The 19,284-nt window shown below is 63.5% G+C and carries 14 protein-coding genes; 2 read left to right on the forward strand and 12 right to left on the reverse strand.

What is annotated here, in order from left to right; all coding sequences use genetic code 11:
• Positions 1–59: 59 nt before the first annotated feature.
• The gene (locus ELS24_RS29015; RefSeq protein ID WP_127186052.1) at positions 60–4,019 is read right to left on the reverse strand and encodes a DUF3683 domain-containing protein; all 3,960 of its coding nucleotides are present in this window, start codon (positions 4,017–4,019) and stop codon (positions 60–62) included.
• Positions 4,020–4,151: 132 nt separating this feature from the next.
• Complete coding sequence (locus ELS24_RS29020; protein WP_127186053.1) at positions 4,152–4,688, reverse strand: YqaA family protein; 537 nt, start codon at positions 4,686–4,688, stop codon at positions 4,152–4,154.
• A gap of 158 nt (positions 4,689–4,846) precedes the next feature.
• Between ELS24_RS29020 and ilvA the strand changes: the two genes are divergently transcribed.
• Positions 4,847–6,355, forward strand: a complete 1,509-nt coding sequence (ilvA, locus tag ELS24_RS29025; RefSeq protein ID WP_050448775.1) for a threonine ammonia-lyase, biosynthetic — start codon at positions 4,847–4,849, stop codon at positions 6,353–6,355.
• A gap of 160 nt (positions 6,356–6,515) precedes the next feature.
• Here the strand turns inward: ilvA and ELS24_RS29030 are convergent, their stop codons facing one another.
• Together ELS24_RS29030 and ELS24_RS29035 are read right to left on the reverse strand one after the other, a co-directional pair.
• Positions 6,516–7,628 carry a porin gene (locus ELS24_RS29030; protein WP_127186054.1) on the reverse strand — a complete coding sequence of 371 codons (1,113 nt, stop codon included), beginning with the start codon at positions 7,626–7,628 and terminating at the stop codon, positions 6,516–6,518.
• Positions 7,629–8,120: 492 nt separating this feature from the next.
• Positions 8,121–8,504, reverse strand: a complete 384-nt coding sequence (locus tag ELS24_RS29035; RefSeq protein ID WP_127186055.1) for a DUF4148 domain-containing protein — start codon at positions 8,502–8,504, stop codon at positions 8,121–8,123.
• A gap of 392 nt (positions 8,505–8,896) precedes the next feature.
• Here ELS24_RS29035 and ELS24_RS29040 point away from each other — a divergent pair, with 392 nt between their 5' ends.
• Positions 8,897–9,787 carry a LysR family transcriptional regulator gene (locus ELS24_RS29040; protein WP_050446239.1) on the forward strand — a complete coding sequence of 297 codons (891 nt, stop codon included), beginning with the start codon at positions 8,897–8,899 and terminating at the stop codon, positions 9,785–9,787.
• A 393-nt stretch (positions 9,788–10,180) separates the two neighbouring features.
• Here the strand turns inward: ELS24_RS29040 and ELS24_RS29045 are convergent, their stop codons facing one another.
• From ELS24_RS29045 to purT, 8 genes are all read right to left on the reverse strand, one after another.
• Positions 10,181–10,732: an adenine phosphoribosyltransferase gene (locus ELS24_RS29045; RefSeq protein WP_050446237.1), complete on the reverse strand. Its 552-nt coding sequence runs from the start codon at positions 10,730–10,732 to the stop codon at positions 10,181–10,183.
• Positions 10,733–10,786: 54 nt separating this feature from the next.
• Positions 10,787–12,484, reverse strand: a complete 1,698-nt coding sequence (gene cydC, locus ELS24_RS29050) for a thiol reductant ABC exporter subunit CydC (RefSeq protein ID WP_127186056.1) — start codon at positions 12,482–12,484, stop codon at positions 10,787–10,789.
• Positions 12,481–14,151: a thiol reductant ABC exporter subunit CydD gene (gene cydD / locus ELS24_RS29055; protein ID WP_240669408.1), complete on the reverse strand. Its 1,671-nt coding sequence runs from the start codon at positions 14,149–14,151 to the stop codon at positions 12,481–12,483. Before cydD ends, cydC begins: the two co-directional genes overlap by 4 nt.
• A gap of 77 nt (positions 14,152–14,228) precedes the next feature.
• The gene (gene cydX, locus ELS24_RS29060) at positions 14,229–14,354 is read right to left on the reverse strand and encodes a cytochrome bd-I oxidase subunit CydX (protein ID WP_043546919.1); all 126 of its coding nucleotides are present in this window, start codon (positions 14,352–14,354) and stop codon (positions 14,229–14,231) included.
• 14 nt (positions 14,355–14,368) lie between these two features.
• A complete protein-coding gene (cydB, locus tag ELS24_RS29065; protein ID WP_050446234.1) occupies positions 14,369–15,523 on the reverse strand; it encodes a cytochrome d ubiquinol oxidase subunit II in 1,155 nt (384 codons plus the stop codon).
• Positions 15,524–15,537: 14 nt separating this feature from the next.
• Positions 15,538–17,112, reverse strand: a complete 1,575-nt coding sequence (locus ELS24_RS29070; protein ID WP_127186058.1) for a cytochrome ubiquinol oxidase subunit I — start codon at positions 17,110–17,112, stop codon at positions 15,538–15,540.
• Between the two features lie 129 nt (positions 17,113–17,241).
• The gene (locus ELS24_RS29075; protein WP_050446232.1) at positions 17,242–17,787 is read right to left on the reverse strand and encodes a GbsR/MarR family transcriptional regulator; all 546 of its coding nucleotides are present in this window, start codon (positions 17,785–17,787) and stop codon (positions 17,242–17,244) included.
• Positions 17,788–17,991: 204 nt separating this feature from the next.
• Positions 17,992–19,209: a formate-dependent phosphoribosylglycinamide formyltransferase gene (gene purT / locus ELS24_RS29080; RefSeq protein WP_050446231.1), complete on the reverse strand. Its 1,218-nt coding sequence runs from the start codon at positions 19,207–19,209 to the stop codon at positions 17,992–17,994.
• Between the last annotated feature and the right edge of the window lie 75 nt (positions 19,210–19,284).

A 19,284-nucleotide genomic window follows, 5' to 3' on the forward strand; every position in this document is an offset into this window, starting at 1 on the left:
GATGGGTGAAGCGCGCACCACCGTCGAGAAAAGCCCAAGTCAATTTCGCGCGTAACCCATCACACCAGCACCCGCTCAATCCCACCCGCGTTCGCGCGCTTCACGTAATCTTCCATCCACCCCTCACCCAGAATGTGCCGGGCCATCTCGACGACGATGTAATCCGCTTCCATCTTGACGTCGCCTTCATAGCGCGACAGCCCCTGCAAGCACGACGGGCATGACGTCAGCACCTTCACGTCGCCGGCAAAGCCATCACCGCGCAGCGCCGCGTCACCCTTCAGCAGTTCTTCCTGCTTGCGGAAACGCACCTGCGTGGAAATGTCCGGCCGGCTGACCGCCAGCGTGCCCGATTCCCCGCAGCAGCGGTCGCTCTTGATGGCTTCATCGCCCACCAGCGCCCGCACCGTCTTCATCGGCTCTTGCAGCTTCATCGGCGTGTGGCAGGGGTCGTGATACATGTAGCGCACGCCCTTGGCGCCTTCCAGCTTGATGCCCTTTTCCAGCAAATACTCGTGAATGTCGATCAAGCGGCAGCCCGGGAAGATCTTGTCGAATTCATAGCCGGACAACTGGTCGTAGCAGGTGCCGCAACTGACCACCACCGTCTTGATGTCCAGGTAGTTCAGCGTATTGGCGACCCGATGGAACAGCACACGGTTATCGGTAATGATCTGCTCGGCCTTGTCCGTCATGCCGTTGCCGCGCTGGGGATAGCCGCAGCACAGATAACCCGGCGGCAACACCGTCTGCACGCCCGCATGCCACAGCATGGCTTGCGTGGCCAGGCCCACTTGCGAGAACAGGCGCTCTGAACCGCAGCCCGGGAAATAGAACACGGCTTCCGTATCGGCGGTCGTGGCCTTGGGGTCGCGGATGATCGGCACGTAGTTCGCGTCTTCGATATCCAGCAGCTTGCGCGCGGCCTGCTTCGGCAGCCCGCCCGGCATCTTCTTGTTCACAAAGTGAATGACCTGCTCGCGCAGCGGCGGCTTGCCCACGGTGGCTGGCGGCTTGGCCGTCTGCTTTTTCACCAGGCCCGAAAACAGGTCGTGCGCCGCGCGCTGCACCTTGTAGCCCACGCCCACCATCGCCTTGCGCGTGGCGTTGATCGTGGCCGGGTCCTTCGCGTTCAAGAAGAACATGGCGCTGGCCGTACCCGGGTTGAAAGACTTGCGACCCATGCGGCGCAGCACGGCGCGCATGTTCATCGACACGTCGCCGAAGTCGATATCCACCGGACAGGGGTTGTAGCACTTGTGGCAGACCGTGCAGTGGTCAGCCACGTCTTCGAATTCTTCCCAGTGCTTCAGGCTGACGCCGCGCCGAGTCTGCTCTTCGTACAAGAAGGCTTCGACCAGCAGCGAGGTCGCCAGGATCTTGTTGCGCGGCGAATACAGCAGATTCGCGCGCGGCACGTGGGTGGCGCACACTGGCTTGCACTTGCCGCAGCGCAAACAGTCTTTGATGGATTCCGAGATGGCGCCGATGTCGCTTTGCTGCATGATCAGCGACTCGTGGCCCATCAAATTGAAGCTGGGCGTCCAGGCGTGGCGCAAATCGGCGCCGGGCATGAGCTTGCCCGCGTTGAAGTGGCCATTGGGGTCGACGCGGCGCTTGTAATCCTGGAACGGCGCCAGCTCGGCGTCGGTCAGGAATTCGTACTTGGTCAGGCCGATGCCGTGTTCGCCGGAAATCACGCCGTCCAGGTCGCGGGCAATCTGCATGATGCGGTCGACAGCCTGGTGGGCCTCGCGCAGCATCTCGTAGTCGTCCGAGTTGACCGGGATATTGGTGTGCACGTTGCCGTCACCGGCGTGCATGTGCAGCGCCACGAACACGCGGCTCTTCAGCACACGGCCGTGGATGGCGATCAGCTCATCGACGATCTTCTTGTACGCCGCGCCCGAAAACGCACGCTGCAGGCCGGGCAGCACTTCGATCTTCCACGACACACGAATCGTGCGGTCCTGCACCACGTCGAACAGGCGCGCCGTGGGTTGCGCGGCCAGGCGGTCGGTCAGCGCGGCTTGCACGTCGCCCAGGCCCAGCGCTTGCAGTTCAGGCAGCGCCTGCGCCAGCGGCAGGTCCAGGTTGTCCAGCAGCCATTGCCAGCGCTGGCGCACGCTGCCCAGCACTTCAAGCGCCTGGCGCGTACGTTCGGCCAGCACTTCGGCGCGGGTGCTGTCGATGTCCGCATCATCCGCCTTGCCCACCGGCAGCGGCGTGCACAGGTAGGCGTCCAGCGCACCCAGCAGCTTCAACTTGTTGCTGGTCGACAGTTCGATGTTGATGCGTTCGATGTGATCCGTGTATTCGCCCATGCGGGGCAGCGGAATCACCACGTCTTCGTTGATCTTGAAGGCGTTGGTGTGGCGCGCGATGGCGGCGGTGCGCGAGCGGTCCAGCCAGAACTTCTTGCGCGCCTCGGGGCTGACGGCCACAAAGCCTTCGCCATGGCGCGTGTTGGCCAGGCGCACGACTTCGCTGGCGGCGGCGGCCACCGCGTCATCGTCGTCGCCGACGATGTCGCCAATCAAAACCATCTTGGGCAGCACGCCGCGCTTGCTCTTGGTGGCGTAGCCCACCGCGCGCAGATAGCGTTCGTCCAGATGCTCCAGGCCGGCCAGGATGGCGCCGCGCGCCTTGCCTTCGCCGTCCAGGTAGCCCTTGACCTCGACAATCGACGGGATGGCGTCACGCGCCTGCCCGAAGAATTCCATACAGACCGTGCGCGTGTGGCGCGGCATGCGGTGCAGCACCCAACGCGCCGACGTGATCAGGCCGTCGCAACCTTCCTTCTGAATGCCGGGCAGGCCGGCCAGGAACTTGTCGGTAACGTCCTTGCCCAGGCCTTCCTTGCGGAACACACGGCCCTTGATTTCCAGCAGTTCGGTCTTCAACAGACGCTCGCCGGGCTTGCCCTTGCCATCGAACCACTTGAGTTCGAAGCGCGCCGTTTCCACGTCATGGATCTTGCCCATGTTGTGTTCCAGGCGGGTGACTTCCAGCCAGTTGCCGTCCGGATCCACCATGCGCCACCAGGCCAGGTTGTCCAGCGCGGTGCCCCACAGCACGGCCTTCTTGCCGCCCGCGTTCATGGCGATGTTGCCGCCCACGCACGATGCTTCGGCCGACGTCGGGTCCACCGCGAATACAAAGCCCGCGGCCTCGGCCGCTTCGGACACGCGCTTGGTCACCACGCCGGCGCCAGCGTGGATGACGGCCACGGGCTCGGTCAGCCCGGGCAAGATACAGGACTCGACCTTGCCCAGCTTGTCGAACTTTTCGGTGTTGATGACGGCCGACTTCCAGGTCAGTGGGATGGCGCCGCCGGTATAGCCCGTGCCGCCGCCACGCGGAACAATGGTCAGGCCCAGTTCAATACAGGCGGTGACCAGCGCGGCGATCTCATCTTCGGAATCGGGCGTCAGCACCACGAACGGGTATTCCACGCGCCAGTCGGTGGCGTCCGTCACGTGGGACACGCGCGACAGGCCGTCGAACTTGATGTTGTCGCGCGCGGTGATGCGGCCCAGCACCTTCTGCGCCTGTTTGCGCATCATGGTGGTCTGGTCGAATTCCCCTTCGAAGGCGGCAATCGCGGAACGGGCACGGGCCAGCAGGCCGACCACCTTTTCGTCGCGATGCGGATCATGGCCTGCTTCGGTGGGGATGCCCGGTTCACGGCGGCGGTCGATCTCGCCCAGGCGATGGTGCAAAGCATCGATGAGCTGCTTGCGCCGCTTGGGATTGTCGAGCAGGTCGTCCTGCAGGTACGGGTTGCGCCGCACCACCCAGATATCGCCCAGCACTTCGTACAGCATTCGCGCGGAACGGCCCGTGCGGCGTTCCCCGCGCAGGTCGGTAAGCAGGCTCCAGGCGTCATCGCCCAGCAACCGGCCGACAATCTCGCGGTCGGAAAACGACGTGTAGTTGTAGGGGATTTCGCGCAGTCGCGCGGGCGTTGCGGGCGGCATCGCCCCGTTCAAAATGTGGCTAGCGAGTGGGGCGTTCATGGCAGCAAGAGGGGCCCATAAAAAATTATTTTATGCCATTGGCCGGACTTGACCCCAAATACCCCTGGGAAGCCGGCTCACGGCACGGGGAAAACGGCACATACCGTCCCCATTTAAGTTCGATGTCAGTGCTTAGATCTGGCCCGGGAAGAACCACAACAGACTGGCCGTCATGGTCAGATACCGCAGAAACTTGCCGATGGCCATGTAGATGACGCACGGCCAGAACGACAGACGCAGCCACCCCGCTACGGCGCACAGCGGGTCACCGACGGCGGGCAGCCAGGACAGCAGCAAGGCCGGCGGCCCCATGCGGTGCAACCAATCGTGGGCGCGCTCGTTCCAGCGACCCCGCATCCTTCCGCTTTCCGTGGCGTCGGGATGAGGATGGGGATGTTTTTCCTTCCAGCGTTCCACCGCTTTTCCAGCACCCAGGCCCATGGCGTAGCTGATGGCCCCGCCCACGGTATTGCCCACCGTTGCCACCAGGATGGCCGGCCAGAACATATCGGGCGACAGCTTGATATACCCAAACACCGCGGGCTCGGAGCCCAGCGGAAGCAAAGTGGCGGACACCAGCGACACCGTAAAGATGGCGGACAAACCCACCGAGGGCAGCGCCAAGGTGCCCATGAGCCAGTGAACCGCTGATAAGAGGCTTTCTTCCATGATGAGCGAGTGTAGCCGCGCGCGAGCGAATGACGATCGGGAATCGATTCAGGCGCGACTCGTCCATGCCGCACGATCTCCCCGACAAAGCTTTTCAGGCAGCGCGGCATTCCCTGCAATAATCTGGCCCAGTCCTCACTCTTGCTCTTGCGCGGTCCATGTCCACTGATTATCTGAAACGCATCCTGACTTCGAAGGTTTACGACGTAGCGGTCGAGTCGCCGCTGGAAGCCGCGCCCCAGCTATCCGCGCGGATTTCAAACACGGTGCTGCTCAAGCGCGAAGATACTCAGGCGGTGTTCAGTTTCAAACTACGCGGCGCCTACAACAAGATGGCCAATCTGCCGCCAGCCGCCTTGAACCGAGGCGTGATCGCGGCCTCTGCCGGCAACCACGCCCAAGGCGTGGCGCTGGCCGCCAGCCGCTTGGGCTGCCGCGCCGTCATCGTCATGCCCACCACCAGCCCGCAGGTAAAGATCGACGCCGTGCGCCGCCTGGGTGGCGAAGTGGTCCTGGCGGGCGAAAGCTTCACCGACGCCTTCGCGCATGCGCAAATCCTTGAGAAGAAAGAGAAGCTGACGTTCGTCCACCCCTTCGACGACCCCGACGTGATCGCCGGCCAGGGCACGGTGGGCATGGAGATCCTGCGTCAGCATCCGGGGCCGATCGACGCCATCTTCGTAGCCATCGGCGGCGGCGGGCTGATTTCCGGTGTCGCCGCCTACATCAAGCAACTGCGGCCCGAGATCAAGATCATTGGCGTGCAGACCGAAGATTCCGACGCCATGCTGCGCAGCGTGCGCGCCGGTCGCCGCGTGCAGCTGAACGACGTGGGCCTGTTTTCGGACGGCACTGCCGTCAAGATGGTGGGCGCTGAAACCTTCAAGCTCACGCGCCAATATGTGGACGACTTCGTGGTGGTCAATACGGATTCAATCTGCGCCGCCATCAAGGACGTGTTCCAGGACACGCGCAGCGTCCTGGAACCGGCGGGCGCCATGGCGGTGGCCGGCGCCAAGCAATACGCGGCCGAGCACCATCTGAAAGGCAAGACGCTGGTGGCCATCGCCTGCGGGGCCAACATGAACTTCGACCGCCTGCGCTTCGTGGCCGAACGGGCCGAGGTCGGCGAAATGCGCGAAGCCGTGTTCGCCGTGACCATGCCCGAGCAACGCGGCAGCTTCCGGCGCTTTTGCGAACTGGTCGGTGAACGCAGCGTCACTGAATTCAACTACCGCATTTCCGACGCGGACCGAGCGCACGTGTTCGTCGGTATCCAGGTGTCGTCCGCGACCGAGCCCGACAAAATCGCCGCCAACTTCCGCCGCCATGGCTTCGACACGCTGGACTTGACCCACGACGAAATGGCCAAGACGCACTTGCGCCACATGGTGGGCGGGCGTTCAGCGCTGGCGCGCAACGAACTGCTGTATCGCTTTGAGTTCCCGGAACGTCCCGGCGCGCTGATGCGCTTTCTGAACGCGATGAACCCGGACTGGAACATCAGCCTGTTCCACTACCGGAACCAAGGCGCGGACTATGGGCGCATCCTGATCGGCATCCAGGTGCCGCCCACGGACAAGAAGCAGTTCCGCACGTTTGTGGCCGAACTGGGCTACCCGCATTGGAACGAAACCGAGAACCCGGCCTACAAGCTGTTCCTGTAGACAACACGGCGCCGGAATGCGAGAGGGCCTCCTGATGGAGGCCCTTCCCTTCTGGGCATCGAATGCGCCCGACCGGACCCAGGCGGGGGGGGTGCTGTCACTCGGCGGCCTACGGAGATAAGCCACGCATTCAGCAAGGTCCGGTCAGACGCCCCGTTGCTTAGAAACGGTGGCGCATGCCGACAGCAACGGCGGTGTCGCGCGCGTCGTGCTGGAACGCGTAGTTGTCGCCATAAGACGCGTAGGCGTACAGATTGGTGCGCTTGGTGAAGTCGTAGGTGTAGCCCAGGCTGTAGACGTTGAACGTGGCGTCATCGCCGGTCAGTTTGTCGTTGCCGGCGGTGGCGCGCTGCCAGGAACCGAACACGGCGTGGCGGCCCAAAGGCACGGTGGCGCCGATCATGTACGAGTTGGCGCGAAAGCCGTCGGCCAGCTTGAACGAGCCCAGCGTGTTCATGCCTTCCGGCGTGGTGCCCATGTTCTGGCCCACGAACCAGCCGTCGCGGGTCTGGCCAAATGCGGCCGCCAGCTTCACGACTTCAAAGTCGTACGAACCGCCGATGATGTATTCCTGGATGCGAGCCGCGCTCTTGCCGCCAACGCGGTCGTTGGTCGGATCGAAGCGGTCATAGGCCGCGGCCAGGTTCAAGGGGCCATTCACGTACTGCATGCCAACGGTCAGCACACGGTTGTTGTCGCCGGTGGCGAAGCCGGTCTGCGTGGTGTCGCTGACGGTGTCGTCGGCGCTGAACGAATAGCCGATGCCGGCCTTGAAGCCGCCCAGGCTGGGGGTTTGGTACAGCACCATGTTGTCCAGGCGCATCGTGTTGGCGCTGCCGAACGTGGTGCCCATGTTGGCGGTGTTGTAGCTCGTGGAGAACGGGTCGATCGAACCGAAGTACTTCGACGCCAGGTTCGTCTGACGACCGAATTCCAGACGGCCCCAGGAATCGCTGTCCAGGCCCACGGTGGCCTGGCGGCCGAACAGGCGGCCGTTCTGGGCCGACTTGCCGTTCATGGGGCCGAAGCCGCCTTCCAGGGTGAACACGGCGCGCAGGCCGTCACCCAGGTCTTCCGTGCCGCGCAGGCCGAAACGCGAGCCGCTGCTTACGCCCTGCACGCCGCCGACGCGGCTTTGCTTCACCCCATTGAATTTCACTTGCTCGTAACCGATACCCGCGTCGATCAAGCCGTACAGCGTTACGGAGTCAGCGGCTTGCGCGGCGCTGGCAAAGCCTGCCAGCAACGCAACGGCCAATAGCGTCTTCTTCATGTAAGTCCCCAAAATGGCGAGATAAAGGCATGCGCAGTCGCGCCGTCCAGGTGACGGGGCTCTGCGTGCCGCTGCAATCCGCAAGCGGCGTCTGCACTAAATCCAGTGTCCATCCTGATGCAACTTGAAGTAACACGGATTTCGACGAACTACTTTCCACGGTTGGGATAATGACAGTCGGCTGACATGTCAAAAGACCGGCTGGCTCTCCGCAGGTTCTCTTTAACGCCTTGAAAACAAATACGAATGTTTGCTCGCTATTGAGAGGGGCGCAAGACGCGGTAGCGTCACGGCACAAGAATTCTCGACAGCAGTTGTTGGTGGCTGCGTACAGTGTTGCGGCGTAAACACCACAGTGTCGCCCCACAATCACCACGCCATCGCGGCCACCCTTGCTTCGACGAGGACAAAAAAACCCCTTGGCGTCTCAAGGGGTTTCGTGACCATCCGGGTGTAGGCGCCAAGCTGAATAGCCAGGCCTGGCTTGCAGCCTTACTTGCCCTGGGGCGGGTAGTCGAGTTCACCAAAGGTGTATTCGCCGCTGGCCTTGGCTTCGGCCAATTCCTGGCGCACTTGTTCGCGCGTCTTGCCGCCGGCTTGCGACACGGCAGCCTTGGGCGGGTAGTCCAGTTCGGCGGAAGTGACTTGGCCGGCGATCTTCGCGGCTTGCAGTTCTTGTTGGACCTGAGCGCGCGTCAGGCTGGTTTGCTGCACCGTGGCGGGCGGGTAATCCAGTTCACCAAACGTGACTTGGCCGGCGGCCTTGGCGGCTTGCAGTTCTTGCTGAACCTGCTCACGCGTCTTGCCATCGGCGTGGGCGGCGGACATGCCAACCAGGGTTGCGGTGACCATAAGTGCGCTTGCTAGTGCTTTCATTGTGATGACTCCATCCTAAACCTTGCACAGCGTCTGCTGCCAGAATGGCAACGGCTTTGTGACTGTTTGATTGCTGGGACGAAGTATCTGGGGTTTCGAGACTAGTAAAAACCCTTATTTTGGTGAACATATTTTCACAGACGGGATAATTACCGGCCATATCGGCCAAATGGGGAAGAAATTTGCGCGATCTTTGCGCAATGCAGGGCATGGCGAAGCGCCGCAACCCTTGCAGGGTTTCAGCTTGCCGCAAGAATGGACGCAAAACCCAGGCTGGGTGCCGCAGGGGCGCCGATGTTCCTCAGGCGGGAATAGACATTTTCGCTGGCGGGACAATAAATCCATTTATCATACAAACCTGCCAGAAATGGAATTTAGAGATTTGAGGCCCCATGGATATCCAGCTTAACGACATCGCGCTCTTTGTCGAAGTCGCCAAGCGCAAGAATTTCAGCCACGCCGCCGAAGCCCTGAATATTCCGACATCCACGCTCTCGCGCCGCGTCAGTGAACTGGAACGCAGCGTCGGAATGCGGCTGCTGAACCGCAGCACGCGCAAAATCGATCTGACCGAAGCTGGCGCCATCTATTTCGAGCGCTGCCGGCACATCGTCGAGGAAGCGCGCATTGCGCATGACCAATTGCTGGACATGGCGGTGCAGCCCAAAGGGCGTTTGCGCATTTCACTACCCACCAGCTTGGCGCAATTGTTCCTGCCCGCCGTCATACGCGAGTTTCGCGAACAGCACCCCGACATCGAATGCGATTTCGATCTGAGCATGCGTCCGATCGACCCGATCAGCAATCCGTTCGATTTGGTTCTGCGCTTCGGACAGCAGCCCGATTCCAGCCTGATTTCGCGCAAGATCGTGCTGATGGCGCACCAGTTGTATGCGTCGCCGGAGTATCTGGCGCGCTATGGTGAACCGCGCGTGCCCGCGGACCTGGCCCACCACGAATGCCTGCGCCCCACGATGCGCGAAGAATCGTCGTTCTGGATGCTGCATTCCGGCGACAAGGTAGAGCGCGTGCAAGTGTCGGGCAGGTTGTCGGCGAACAATGTAGGCATGCTGGGACGCCTGGCCGGCCAGGGCTTGGGCATTACGCCGCTGCTGGTATTCGACGCGATGGAACGCGCCATCAATCAAGCGGGCCTGGTGCGCGTGCTACCCGATTGGAGCCTGACGCCCCTGCCGCTATTCGCCCTGCTGCCCTCGCGCATGCTGCCCGCAAAAACCAAGGCGTTCCTGGATTTCATCCAACCGAGGCTGTCCGATTCGTAGGATGGGTGCAGCGCGAGGAATCCGCCGCCAAGCACCCCACCGCAATTCGCGCGAAACCCATCAAGCAGCCGCTGAACAAACAAAAATTCAGCCACACCGCAGCGATGAACACCTGGCAAATTCACCCACAACGCGACGGTCGCCTGATGGGTTCGCGCGATCAGCATTGCATTCCCAATGCACACCATCGCGCGCCACACCCATCCTACCAACAACCGTAGGCTGCGTGCAGCGCGAGAGATCCACGCCAAGCCCCCACCCCATCCACGCGAACCCCATCAAGCAACGGCAAATAAACGGCAACTCGTAGGATGGGTGCAGCGCGAGCAACCCGCGCCAAGAACCCCACCGAGGTTCGCGCGAAACCCATCAACCCGCCGCGAACAGCACCCCCTAAGGCGTATCCGCCCCATACTGGCAAACCGTAAACAGCGGCGTACCCGTCGCCGCCACTTTCGCTGACCCGCCCAGATCAGGCAGATCAATGATCGCGGCAGCCTCCACGACATTCGCGCCCAGGCGTTGCAGCAGCTTGATCGCGGCCAGCATCGTGCCGCCCGTGGCGATCAAATCATCGACCAGCAGTACGCGCTGACCGGTGCGCACGGAATCCGTGTGCATCTCAACCGCCGCGTTGCCGTATTCCAGCGAATATTCCTCGGCCACGGTACGGAAAGGCAGCTTGCCCTTTTTGCGCACCGGCACGAAACCCAGGTTGAGCTCATAGGCCAGCACGCTGCCCACGATGAAACCGCGCGCGTCCACGCCCGCCACCAGGTCAAGGCGTTGGCGCATATAGCGGTAAACGAACAGATCGATCAGAACCCGGAACGCCCGCGGGTCCTGCAGGACGGGCGTGATGTCGCGGAAAGTGACACCGGGTTGGGGCCAGTCCGGAACGCTGCGGATGGTGCGCCGGATGGCCTCGGCGTTGTCGGTCTGCATGAAAGGCGGGCCTGAAGAATTGAAGCAAGGCGAACTATAACCTTGCCACCGCGCTTAAGCCAGGATTGCCGCCCGCGATGACACGTCATGTAATCGTCCATTGCGCAATTGCAGGCAACGGTCCACCGCGCCGGGCGGCAGCGCCGCGTGCGTGGCCAGCACCACGGTGCGTCCCTGCACTGCGCGCTCCAGGTCGCTCAAGAAGTCGGCCTCGGCGACGGCATCCAACCCGGCAGTCGGCTCGTCCAGCACGATAACGGCAGCTGGTGACAGCAATGCGCGCGCCAGGCACAGGCGGCGCGCCTGCCCCGCCGACAACTGCGACCCCGTTTCTCCTGCCCAGGTGTCCAGTCCTTCCGGCAACGCGCGCACGAAATCGCCCAGACGGGCGGCGTCCAACGCACGCCACAACGCCGCGTCGTCGGCTGTGGCGTCACCAATCAGCAAATTGGTGCGCAACGTGCCCAGAAACACGGGCGCATCCTGCGACAGCAAGGCAATACGCCGATGCCAGTCACCTTGCGTACAGGCGCGCGCATCGCAGCCGCCAAAGCGCACCTGCCCGGCGTGCGGGTCTTCCAAGCGCAGAATCAAGTGCAACAAGGTGGACTTGCCCGCCCCGCTGGCGCCCAGGATCGCCACGCGCTCGCCGAATTCCACCCGCAGGTCGATACCATCCAGCACCGTCGGGCTGGCCCCCGCCGACCGAGCGGGGTAGCGAAAGCTCACGCCGTCCAGTTCCAGCGCACCGCTGGCCGGCAAGGGGCGTGGCGCGGTCGGGTCGAGCATGTCGGGCTGCGCCTGCGTCACCTCGCGGATGCGTGCCGCCGCCGTCATGGCGGAACCCATGCGGGATGCGCCCCGCATGATCGGCCCCGCCACTTCAAAAATACCGATGACCGCCAGCAGCAGCCCCACCAGCACCGGCCCTTCGATGTCGCCCGCTTCGTGCGTGCCCAAGCCGAACCACAGCAATGCCAGCACCGACACGCCCGCGGCCACCTGCAAGAACCACTGTCCCCTTGCGGCAACGCGCGCCTGGCTGCGGCGAGCCAGCGCGCTGGCCTCGCACAAACGTTCAAAATACTCGGCCGTCTGCGCTTGCGCGTGTAACGCCACCATGTCCGCGTGGCCGTCCACTGCATCCAGGGTTGCCGCGCGCAATCCCGCCGCGCTTTCCTGCGCAGCCGCGCCTGGCTTGCGCGCGGCGCGCAGCAGCCACAGGGGCACCAACACGCAGGCGGTCAGCAGTGCCAGCGCGAACGCCAGCGCGGCGGCAGGCACCCACATGCCCAACACCGCGGTCAGCACCGCACCGGCCAGCACCGCCGTTGCCAAAGGCGCCAGCACAAACAGGAACACCGTATCCAAGGCATCGACGTCGCCCGTCATGCGCGCGACCAGATCGCCGTTTCGATAGCGCGCCAGTTGGCGAGGCGTCAAACGGATCAAGGCGCCGAACACCGTGGCGCGCAAGTCCGCCAGCAGACGCAAGGTGGCGGAATGGCCCACCACGCGATCCGCGTAACGGGACACGATACGCAGGAAGGAAAGCCCGCGCACCAGCGCGGACGGCGCAAACAGATTGAAGACACCGCCCGCGCCCGCCAGCGCGGCGCCGGTGAGGAACCAACCGGAAACACCCAGCAGCCCAACACCCGCCGCCACCGTTGCCAGCGCGCAGAACAATGCGAGCAAAAGCCCGCTTTTACGGCGTGCATACAGAGGCAAGAGCAACAACAGGTTTTTCATACGTCTTCCACTTTTCCGTCCACCACCCGCCATACTCGACCCAGACGCGCCGCGACCGCGGCCGAATGCGTCGCCAGCAGCAAGGTGCGGCCCTCGGAAAATGCGAGGATTTCATCCAGCAGCCGCGCCTGGGTCGCCTCGTCCAGATGCGCGGTGGGCTCGTCCAGCAGGATCAGGCCGGGGTCGCGCAGGAACAGGCGTGCCAGCGCTACGCGTTGCGCCTGCCCGCCCGACAAGCCCTGCCCCCGGCTACCCAGCAGCGTATCCAGGCCTTGCGGTAGCGCCGCCGCGAACTCCAGCACGCAGGCCCGTCGCGCGGCTTCCTGCACGTCGGCGTCGGATGCGTCAGCACAGCCCAACCGGATGTTGTCGGCGATGGAGCCCGCCAGCAGTTGCGGCGTCTGACCGATCAAGGCCACCCGGCTGCGCAACGCGGCTTCGTCCCAGTCCGTCAAGGGCTGGTCGTCGATACGGATATCGCCCTGGCTGGGGCGCAGGCGGGCAAGCGCTTCGATCAATGTGGACTTGCCGATACCGCTGGGGCCCATCAGCGCCACATGCTCGCCGGGCGCCAGCGTCAGCGCGGCATCGGACAACACGGCTTGCGCACGACCCGGGGCCAGCACGGTCAAGCCCGACACCGCCAGACTCGCGCCCCCAGACGCTGCCACCATGCGGGCGGTATCCGGGTGCAAGGGAGTGGCGGCATCTTCTTGCGGCAAGCCATCGAACAACACGGCGATCTGCGTCACGGCGGCCAGCGCCGTGGCGCGGTCGTGATAGTGCGCCGCGAACTGACGCAACGGCGCATAGACCTCCGGCGCCATCAACAGGCAGAACAGGCCCGCCTGCAAGGTCAGCGGCGACCAACGCACATCCAGGAAGCCAAGGTACGTCAGGCCGATGTAAACGGCCACTCCCGCCACGCCCAAGGCCGCAAAGAACTCCAGCACGGCTGACGACAGGAAGGCAATGCGCAGCACCGACATCGTGCGCTGACGCAACGCATCGCTGGCCGCCACAACAGACGCCGCTTCGGCGTCGGCACGGCCATAGAGCTTTAACGTGGACAAGCCACGCAGACGGTCCGCGAAGAAGCCAGACAGGCGAGCAAACGCACGTAGATGTCGGCGGCTGGCGCCTTGCGCGCCCCACCCGACCAGGGCCATGAAAAGGGGAATCAAGGGCGCCGTGATCAGCAGCACCAGCCCGGCGATGACATCCACCGGCAGCAGCAGTACCGAAAACGCCACCGGCAACATCGCGGCGGCCGCCATGGCGGGCAGGTACTTGGCAAAGAAGCCGTCCAGCGCTTCAACCTGATCCACCACCGCGCTGGCCAGTTCGCCAGACGCCTTGCCCCGGCTCCAGTACGGCCCCTTGGCGACCATGCGCGCGAACAACGACTGGCGCACATGGCGCTTGATGCGTTCAGCCGCGTCCGCACCCGCCCGCTCGCCCGCCCAGGTAATGGTGGCGCGCAGCAGCATCAAGGCGGCAATGCCCACAATGCTGGCCAGCAATTCCTGGCGCGGCACATCGCGCACGATTGCCGCATCCAGCACACTGGCCAATAACCACGCCTGAACCACCAGCAAGGCGCCGCTGACCAGCGGGGCGGCGCCCGCCAGCATCAAGGGAAGCCTGGCCGCCTTGGCAAGCGCCATCAACCACCGCGACTGCTCGCGCGGCGGTTTCTGCAAACTGGCCGAAGGATCGTGCTCTAGGCTGCTAGCGCCGCTGCTCACTCGTCGTCACGGCTGGCGCGCGGGTCATGCGTATGACCTTCGCGCAGCTCAAACCACATTGCATTCAGGATGGCGAAGGCACACGCCAAACCCAGACCGAGTATCCACGAGAAATACCACATGGATTGGACTCCTTTTAGTATGAGTTGGGCGTGTCGCCCACGGATTCATGGGTGACCTTGCCGCGCATCACGCGATACACCCAGGCGGTGTACAGCGTGACGATCGGCAGGAAGACGGCCACGGCGATCACCATGATCCACAGCGTCAGATGGCTGGACGATCCGTCCCAGATGGTCAGGCCGGCCTGCGGCTTGGTCGACGACGGCATGACGAACGGGAACAGCGCAAAGCCCACCGTCAGAATCACCCCGGTGATCGACAGCGCCGACGACAGAAAGGCCAGCATATTCGCGCGCACGGTCAAGAGCAGCACCACCAACAGCGCGCCGCCCACGCCCAGCGCGGGCGCAATCCACATCAAGGGCCAGGTGGTGTAGTTGGCCATCCAGGCGCCGGTCTGCACCGCCACGGTCTTGAGCATGGGGTCGGACGGCCCACCCGCGTTGACCGCGCTGGTAATGGTGTGCCCGCCAATGCCGCCGGCAACCCAGAAACCGCCGGCAACGAACAGCGCGGCAGTCAGCAAACCCGCCAGCCGGCCCCAGTTGCGCGCGCGGGAGGACACGGGGTCGTCCGTGCGCCAGGCCAGCAGCACCGCGCCGTGCATGGCCAGCATCACCACGCTGAGCACGCCGGCCAGCAAGGCGAACGGCGCAAAGAGCTGATAGAAATGCCCTTCGTAGATAGGCCGCAGCGTCACCGGGTCGAACGTGAACGGTACGCCCAGGATGATGTTGCCCATGGCGACGCCAAACACCAACGAAGCCACCACGCCCGAAAAACACAGCACGGCGTCCCAGCGGTTGCGCCAGCGCGTGCCTTCCATCTTGCTGCGGTACTTGAAGCCCACGGGACGCAGGATCAGCGCAATCAGCACCAGCATCATCGCCAGGTAGAAGCCGGAGAATGACGCGGCGTACAGCAAGGGCCAGGCGGCGAAGATGGCGCCGCCCGCCGTGATCAGCCAGACCTGGTTGCCTTCCCATACCGGGCCGACAACGTTGATGACGATGCGGCGTTCGGCGTCGGTCTTGGCCACGACGGGCAGCAAGGCGGCCACCCCCAGGTCAAAGCCGTCCATCACGGCAAAACCGATGAGCAAGGCGCCCAGCAGCACCCACCAGATCACCCGCAAGGTGCCATAGTCGAAAGGAATAAGGGTATCCATCTGCTTCTCTCCCCTTAGGCGCGCACGGCGGCGCGCACAGGATCGGCGGCGGCGTTGCCCGCCACCGGCCCATCGGATTTCGGACCCGCCTTGATGGCGTGCAACATGACCTTCACGCCGATGATCAGCAGAACGGTGTAGAGCACCAGGAAGATGGCCAGGCTGATTGCCAGGTCGGTGATGGTCAGGCCGGATGCCGCGTAATACGTCGGCAGCACCCCTTCGATCACCCAGGGTTGGCGGCCGTACTCGGCCACGAACCAGCCGCTTTCAATGGCGACCCAGGGCAGCGGCAGGCTCCACAGCGCCACCTTCAACAGGCCCGGACGGCTGTCCAGACGCCCGCGCGAGGCCAGCCAGAAGGCCACGCCGAAGAACAGGATCAGGTACATGCCCACCGCCACCATGATGCGGAACGCCCAGAATAGCGGCGCCACATTTGGCACGGTGTCGATCGCGGCCTGCTTGATGTCGGCCTCGGTGACCTTGCTCATGTCGTCCTGGTAGCGCTTGACCAGCAGCGCATAGCCCAGGTCAGGCCAGGTCTTGTCGAAGACCATGCGCGCGTCCACGTCCTTGGGATTGGCGCGGATCTTCTGCAAGGCGTCATACGCCACCATGCCGTCACGGATGCGGTTTTCGGCGCGCAGGATCAGGTCGTTGATACCCAAGAGCGGCGTGGTGAGCGACCGGGTGCCGATGATGCCCATGACGTACGGGATCTCGATGCCGAAGTCGTTCTTGCGCTCGGCCTGGTTGGGAATGGCGAACAGGTTGAAGGACGCGGGCGCGGGCTCGGTCTCCCACATGGACTCCATGGCCGCGATCTTCATCTTCTGATGCTCGGTGGTGAGGTAACCGCTTTCGTCACCCAGCACCACCACCGACAAGGCGCCGGCCAGACCGAAGCTGGCAGCCACCGCCATCGAGCGCTTGGCCAGGTCGGTATGGCGGCCCTTCAGCAGATACCAGGCGCTGATCGACATCACGAACATGGCGCCCGCGACGTAGCCAGCGCTGACCGTGTGCACGAACTTAGCCTGCGCCACCGGGTTGAAGATCACCGAAGCGAAGTCGGTCATCTCCATGCGCATGGTGTCGGGGTTGAAGATGGCGCCCACCGGGTTCTGCATCCAGCCGTTGGCGATCAGGATCCACAGCGCCGAGAAGTTGGTGCCGAACGCCACCAGCCAGGTCACCACCAGGTGGCTGACCTTCGACATGCGATTCCAGCCGAAGAAGAACAGGCCGACGAAGGTGGCTTCCAGGAAGAAGGCCATCAGCCCTTCCAGCGCAAGCGGCGCGCCGAAAATATCGCCAACGTAGTGACTGTAGTAGGACCAGTTCATGCCGAACTGGAATTCCATCACCACGCCGGTGGCCACACCCAGCGCGAAGTTGATGCCGAACAGCGTGCCCCAGAACATGGTCATCCGTTTCCAGATGGGGCGGCCGGTCATGACGTACACGCTTTCCATGATGGCCAGCATGAACGACAGGCCAAGCGTGAGAGGGACGAACAAGAAATGGTAAAGCGCGGTCGCGGCAAACTGGAATCGCGACAGGTTGACGACGTCGAGATCAATCATTGGGGCGCTCCCAAGCAGTCGAGACACCGCGGCAACCGGCATGGTTCCCAGGCCGACTCTGGCGCCATCTTAAGGGCGATGGATACAACTTCATAGCGGTTTCCTGAAAAATTCGGGGCGCATGGCAACTCAGTCCTTGCCCCGCAGTTTGCCGGCGAAGCCCAGCACCTTTTGCACTTGCGAACCCAGTCGCATGAGCTTTTGCAAGGTCTCCGGGGGCAGGCGTTGAACCTCATCGAACCATCCGGAAGACAGTTCAATAAGCTCCAGCATTTCGGTCATGCGTTGTTGCGCGTAAGCGTCATTGGGCCCTGAAGGCGATTCCAGCAGGGTGTCGCGCAGCAAGGTCAGGGTGGGATCGATTTCGCGTCGGCGCTTTTCTTCCATCAGGATGCGGAAGATTTCCCAGACGTCTTTGGGCGTCTCGAAGTAGTCGCGGCGGTCGCCCACTTGATGGACCAGTTTGACCAGGCGCCAAGACTGCAACTCTTTCAGCCCCAGGCTGACGTTAGAGCGCGAAAATCCCAGCGTCTCGGCGATTTCGTCTGCATTCAGCGGTTCTGGATGCAAAAACAACAGGGCGTAGATCTGGCCCACCGTGCGGTTCACGCCCCAACGGCTGCCCATTTCGCCGAAGTGCAGGATGAAACGCTCGTTTTGCGGGGTAAGAAACATGAAGTGATCGACGCCAGAGAAACTATATGGCGGCGTCACTGACAAATAACGTTACACCGCTTCCAGAAATTTCTGAAATTATCGAACAAACTGTTCATCAGCGCAAATAGTGTCGCAAACAGCAAACAGCAAACAGCCACCGGGCCCGAAGGCGCGGTGGCTGTAAACAGGGACAAAAGCCCCTGCGGGATTCAATTGGGCAGGTCAGCCCGCCTTGACGGCGACGGCGGCGGAAACGCGCTTGGCCTTGGCGCGGGCGGCGGCCACGTCTTCGGCCACGGCCAGGCCCACGCCCATGCGGCGCTTGACGAAGGATTCCGGCTTGCCGAACAGGCGGATGTCGGTGCCAGGTTCGGCCAGCGCTTCGGCCACGTTATGAAACGACACGGCGGCGGCGTCCACGCCGCCATAGATGACGCTGCTGGCGCCCGGCTGGCGCAGGCTGGTGTCGACCGGCAGGCCAAGCAAGGCCCGCGCGTGCAGTTCGAATTCGTTCTGGGCCTGGGTGATCATGGTGACCATGCCGGTGTCGTGCGGACGCGGGCTGACTTCCGAGAACCACACCTGGTCGCCTGCCACGAACAGTTCCACGCCAAAGATGCCCAGGCCGCCCAGGTCGGACGTGACGGCCAGGGCGATTTCCCGGGCGCGCGCCAACGCGGCGGGCGACATGGGGTGAGGCTGCCAGCTTTCCACGTAGTCGCCATCAACCTGCTTGTGGCCGATGGGTTCGCAATAACGGGTTTCAACCGTGCCGTCCGCACCCCGGGCGCGCACCGTCAGCAGCGTGATTTCGTAGTCGAAACGGATGAAGCCTTCAACGATGGCGCGGCCGCCGCCTACCCGCCCGCCTTCCTGGGCGTAGCGCCACGATTGCGCCACGTCATCGGCGCTTTTGATCACGGACTGGCCCTTGCCGGACGACGACATCACCGGCTTGATGACGCAGGGATAGCCGATGCCGCCGTCAATGGCGGCGCGCAATTCTTCTTCCGTGTCCACAAAATGATAGGGGGACGTGGGCAGTCCCAGCGTCTCGGCCGCCAGGCGCCGGATGCCCTCGCGGTTCATGGTCAATTGGGCGGCCCGGGCGGTCGGCGTCACGCGGGCCACGCCCGCCGCTTCCAGTTCCACCAGCAAACTGGTGGCAATGGCTTCGATTTCAGGGACAATAACGTGCGGTCGTTCCTGCTCGATGATCTTCTTCAGGGCGTCCGCGTCGGTCATGGAGACCACATGCGCGCGGTGCGCCACCTGATGGCCCGGCGCGTCGGCATAACGATCCACCGCAATGACTTCCACGCCCAGTCTCTGCAGGGCAATGATGACCTCTTTGCCCAATTCGCCGGAGCCGAGCAACATGACTCGGGTGGCCAGGGGAGACAGGGGCGTGCCAAGAACGGGGCTGGAGATGCTGGACATGGAGTGGGCCGGGATAGAAGAATTTGAAAGCCATTGAAAAGAGCCGCCAGGATGCCATACGCCCCTGCCCGGGGC

It is taken from the genome of Achromobacter spanius (genome assembly GCF_003994415.1).
GTDB lineage: Bacteria > Pseudomonadota > Gammaproteobacteria > Burkholderiales > Burkholderiaceae_B > Achromobacter > Achromobacter spanius_C.

What these genes read in the sequence shown, in the direction of transcription:
- ELS24_RS29015 (WP_127186052.1), bottom strand. Translation starts at nt 4,019, where the DNA reads ATGAACGCCCCACTCGCTAGCCACATTTTGAACGGGGCGATGCCGCCC.
- ELS24_RS29020 (WP_127186053.1), bottom strand. Translation starts at nt 4,688, where the DNA reads ATGGAAGAAAGCCTCTTATCAGCGGTTCACTGGCTCATGGGCACCTTG.
- ilvA (WP_050448775.1), top strand. Translation starts at nt 4,847, where the DNA reads ATGTCCACTGATTATCTGAAACGCATCCTGACTTCGAAGGTTTACGAC.
- ELS24_RS29030 (WP_127186054.1), bottom strand. Translation starts at nt 7,628, where the DNA reads ATGAAGAAGACGCTATTGGCCGTTGCGTTGCTGGCAGGCTTTGCCAGC.
- ELS24_RS29035 (WP_127186055.1), bottom strand. Translation starts at nt 8,504, where the DNA reads ATGAAAGCACTAGCAAGCGCACTTATGGTCACCGCAACCCTGGTTGGC.
- ELS24_RS29040 (WP_050446239.1), top strand. Translation starts at nt 8,897, where the DNA reads ATGGATATCCAGCTTAACGACATCGCGCTCTTTGTCGAAGTCGCCAAG.
- ELS24_RS29045 (WP_050446237.1), bottom strand. Translation starts at nt 10,732, where the DNA reads ATGCAGACCGACAACGCCGAGGCCATCCGGCGCACCATCCGCAGCGTT.
- cydC (WP_127186056.1), bottom strand. Translation starts at nt 12,484, where the DNA reads ATGAAAAACCTGTTGTTGCTCTTGCCTCTGTATGCACGCCGTAAAAGC.
- cydD (WP_240669408.1), bottom strand. Translation starts at nt 14,151, where the DNA reads ATGGCGCTTGCCAAGGCGGCCAGGCTTCCCTTGATGCTGGCGGGCGCC.
- cydX (WP_043546919.1), bottom strand. Translation starts at nt 14,354, where the DNA reads ATGTGGTATTTCTCGTGGATACTCGGTCTGGGTTTGGCGTGTGCCTTC.
- cydB (WP_050446234.1), bottom strand. Translation starts at nt 15,523, where the DNA reads ATGGATACCCTTATTCCTTTCGACTATGGCACCTTGCGGGTGATCTGG.
- ELS24_RS29070 (WP_127186058.1), bottom strand. Translation starts at nt 17,112, where the DNA reads ATGATTGATCTCGACGTCGTCAACCTGTCGCGATTCCAGTTTGCCGCG.
- ELS24_RS29075 (WP_050446232.1), bottom strand. Translation starts at nt 17,787, where the DNA reads ATGTTTCTTACCCCGCAAAACGAGCGTTTCATCCTGCACTTCGGCGAA.
- purT (WP_050446231.1), bottom strand. Translation starts at nt 19,209, where the DNA reads ATGTCCAGCATCTCCAGCCCCGTTCTTGGCACGCCCCTGTCTCCCCTG.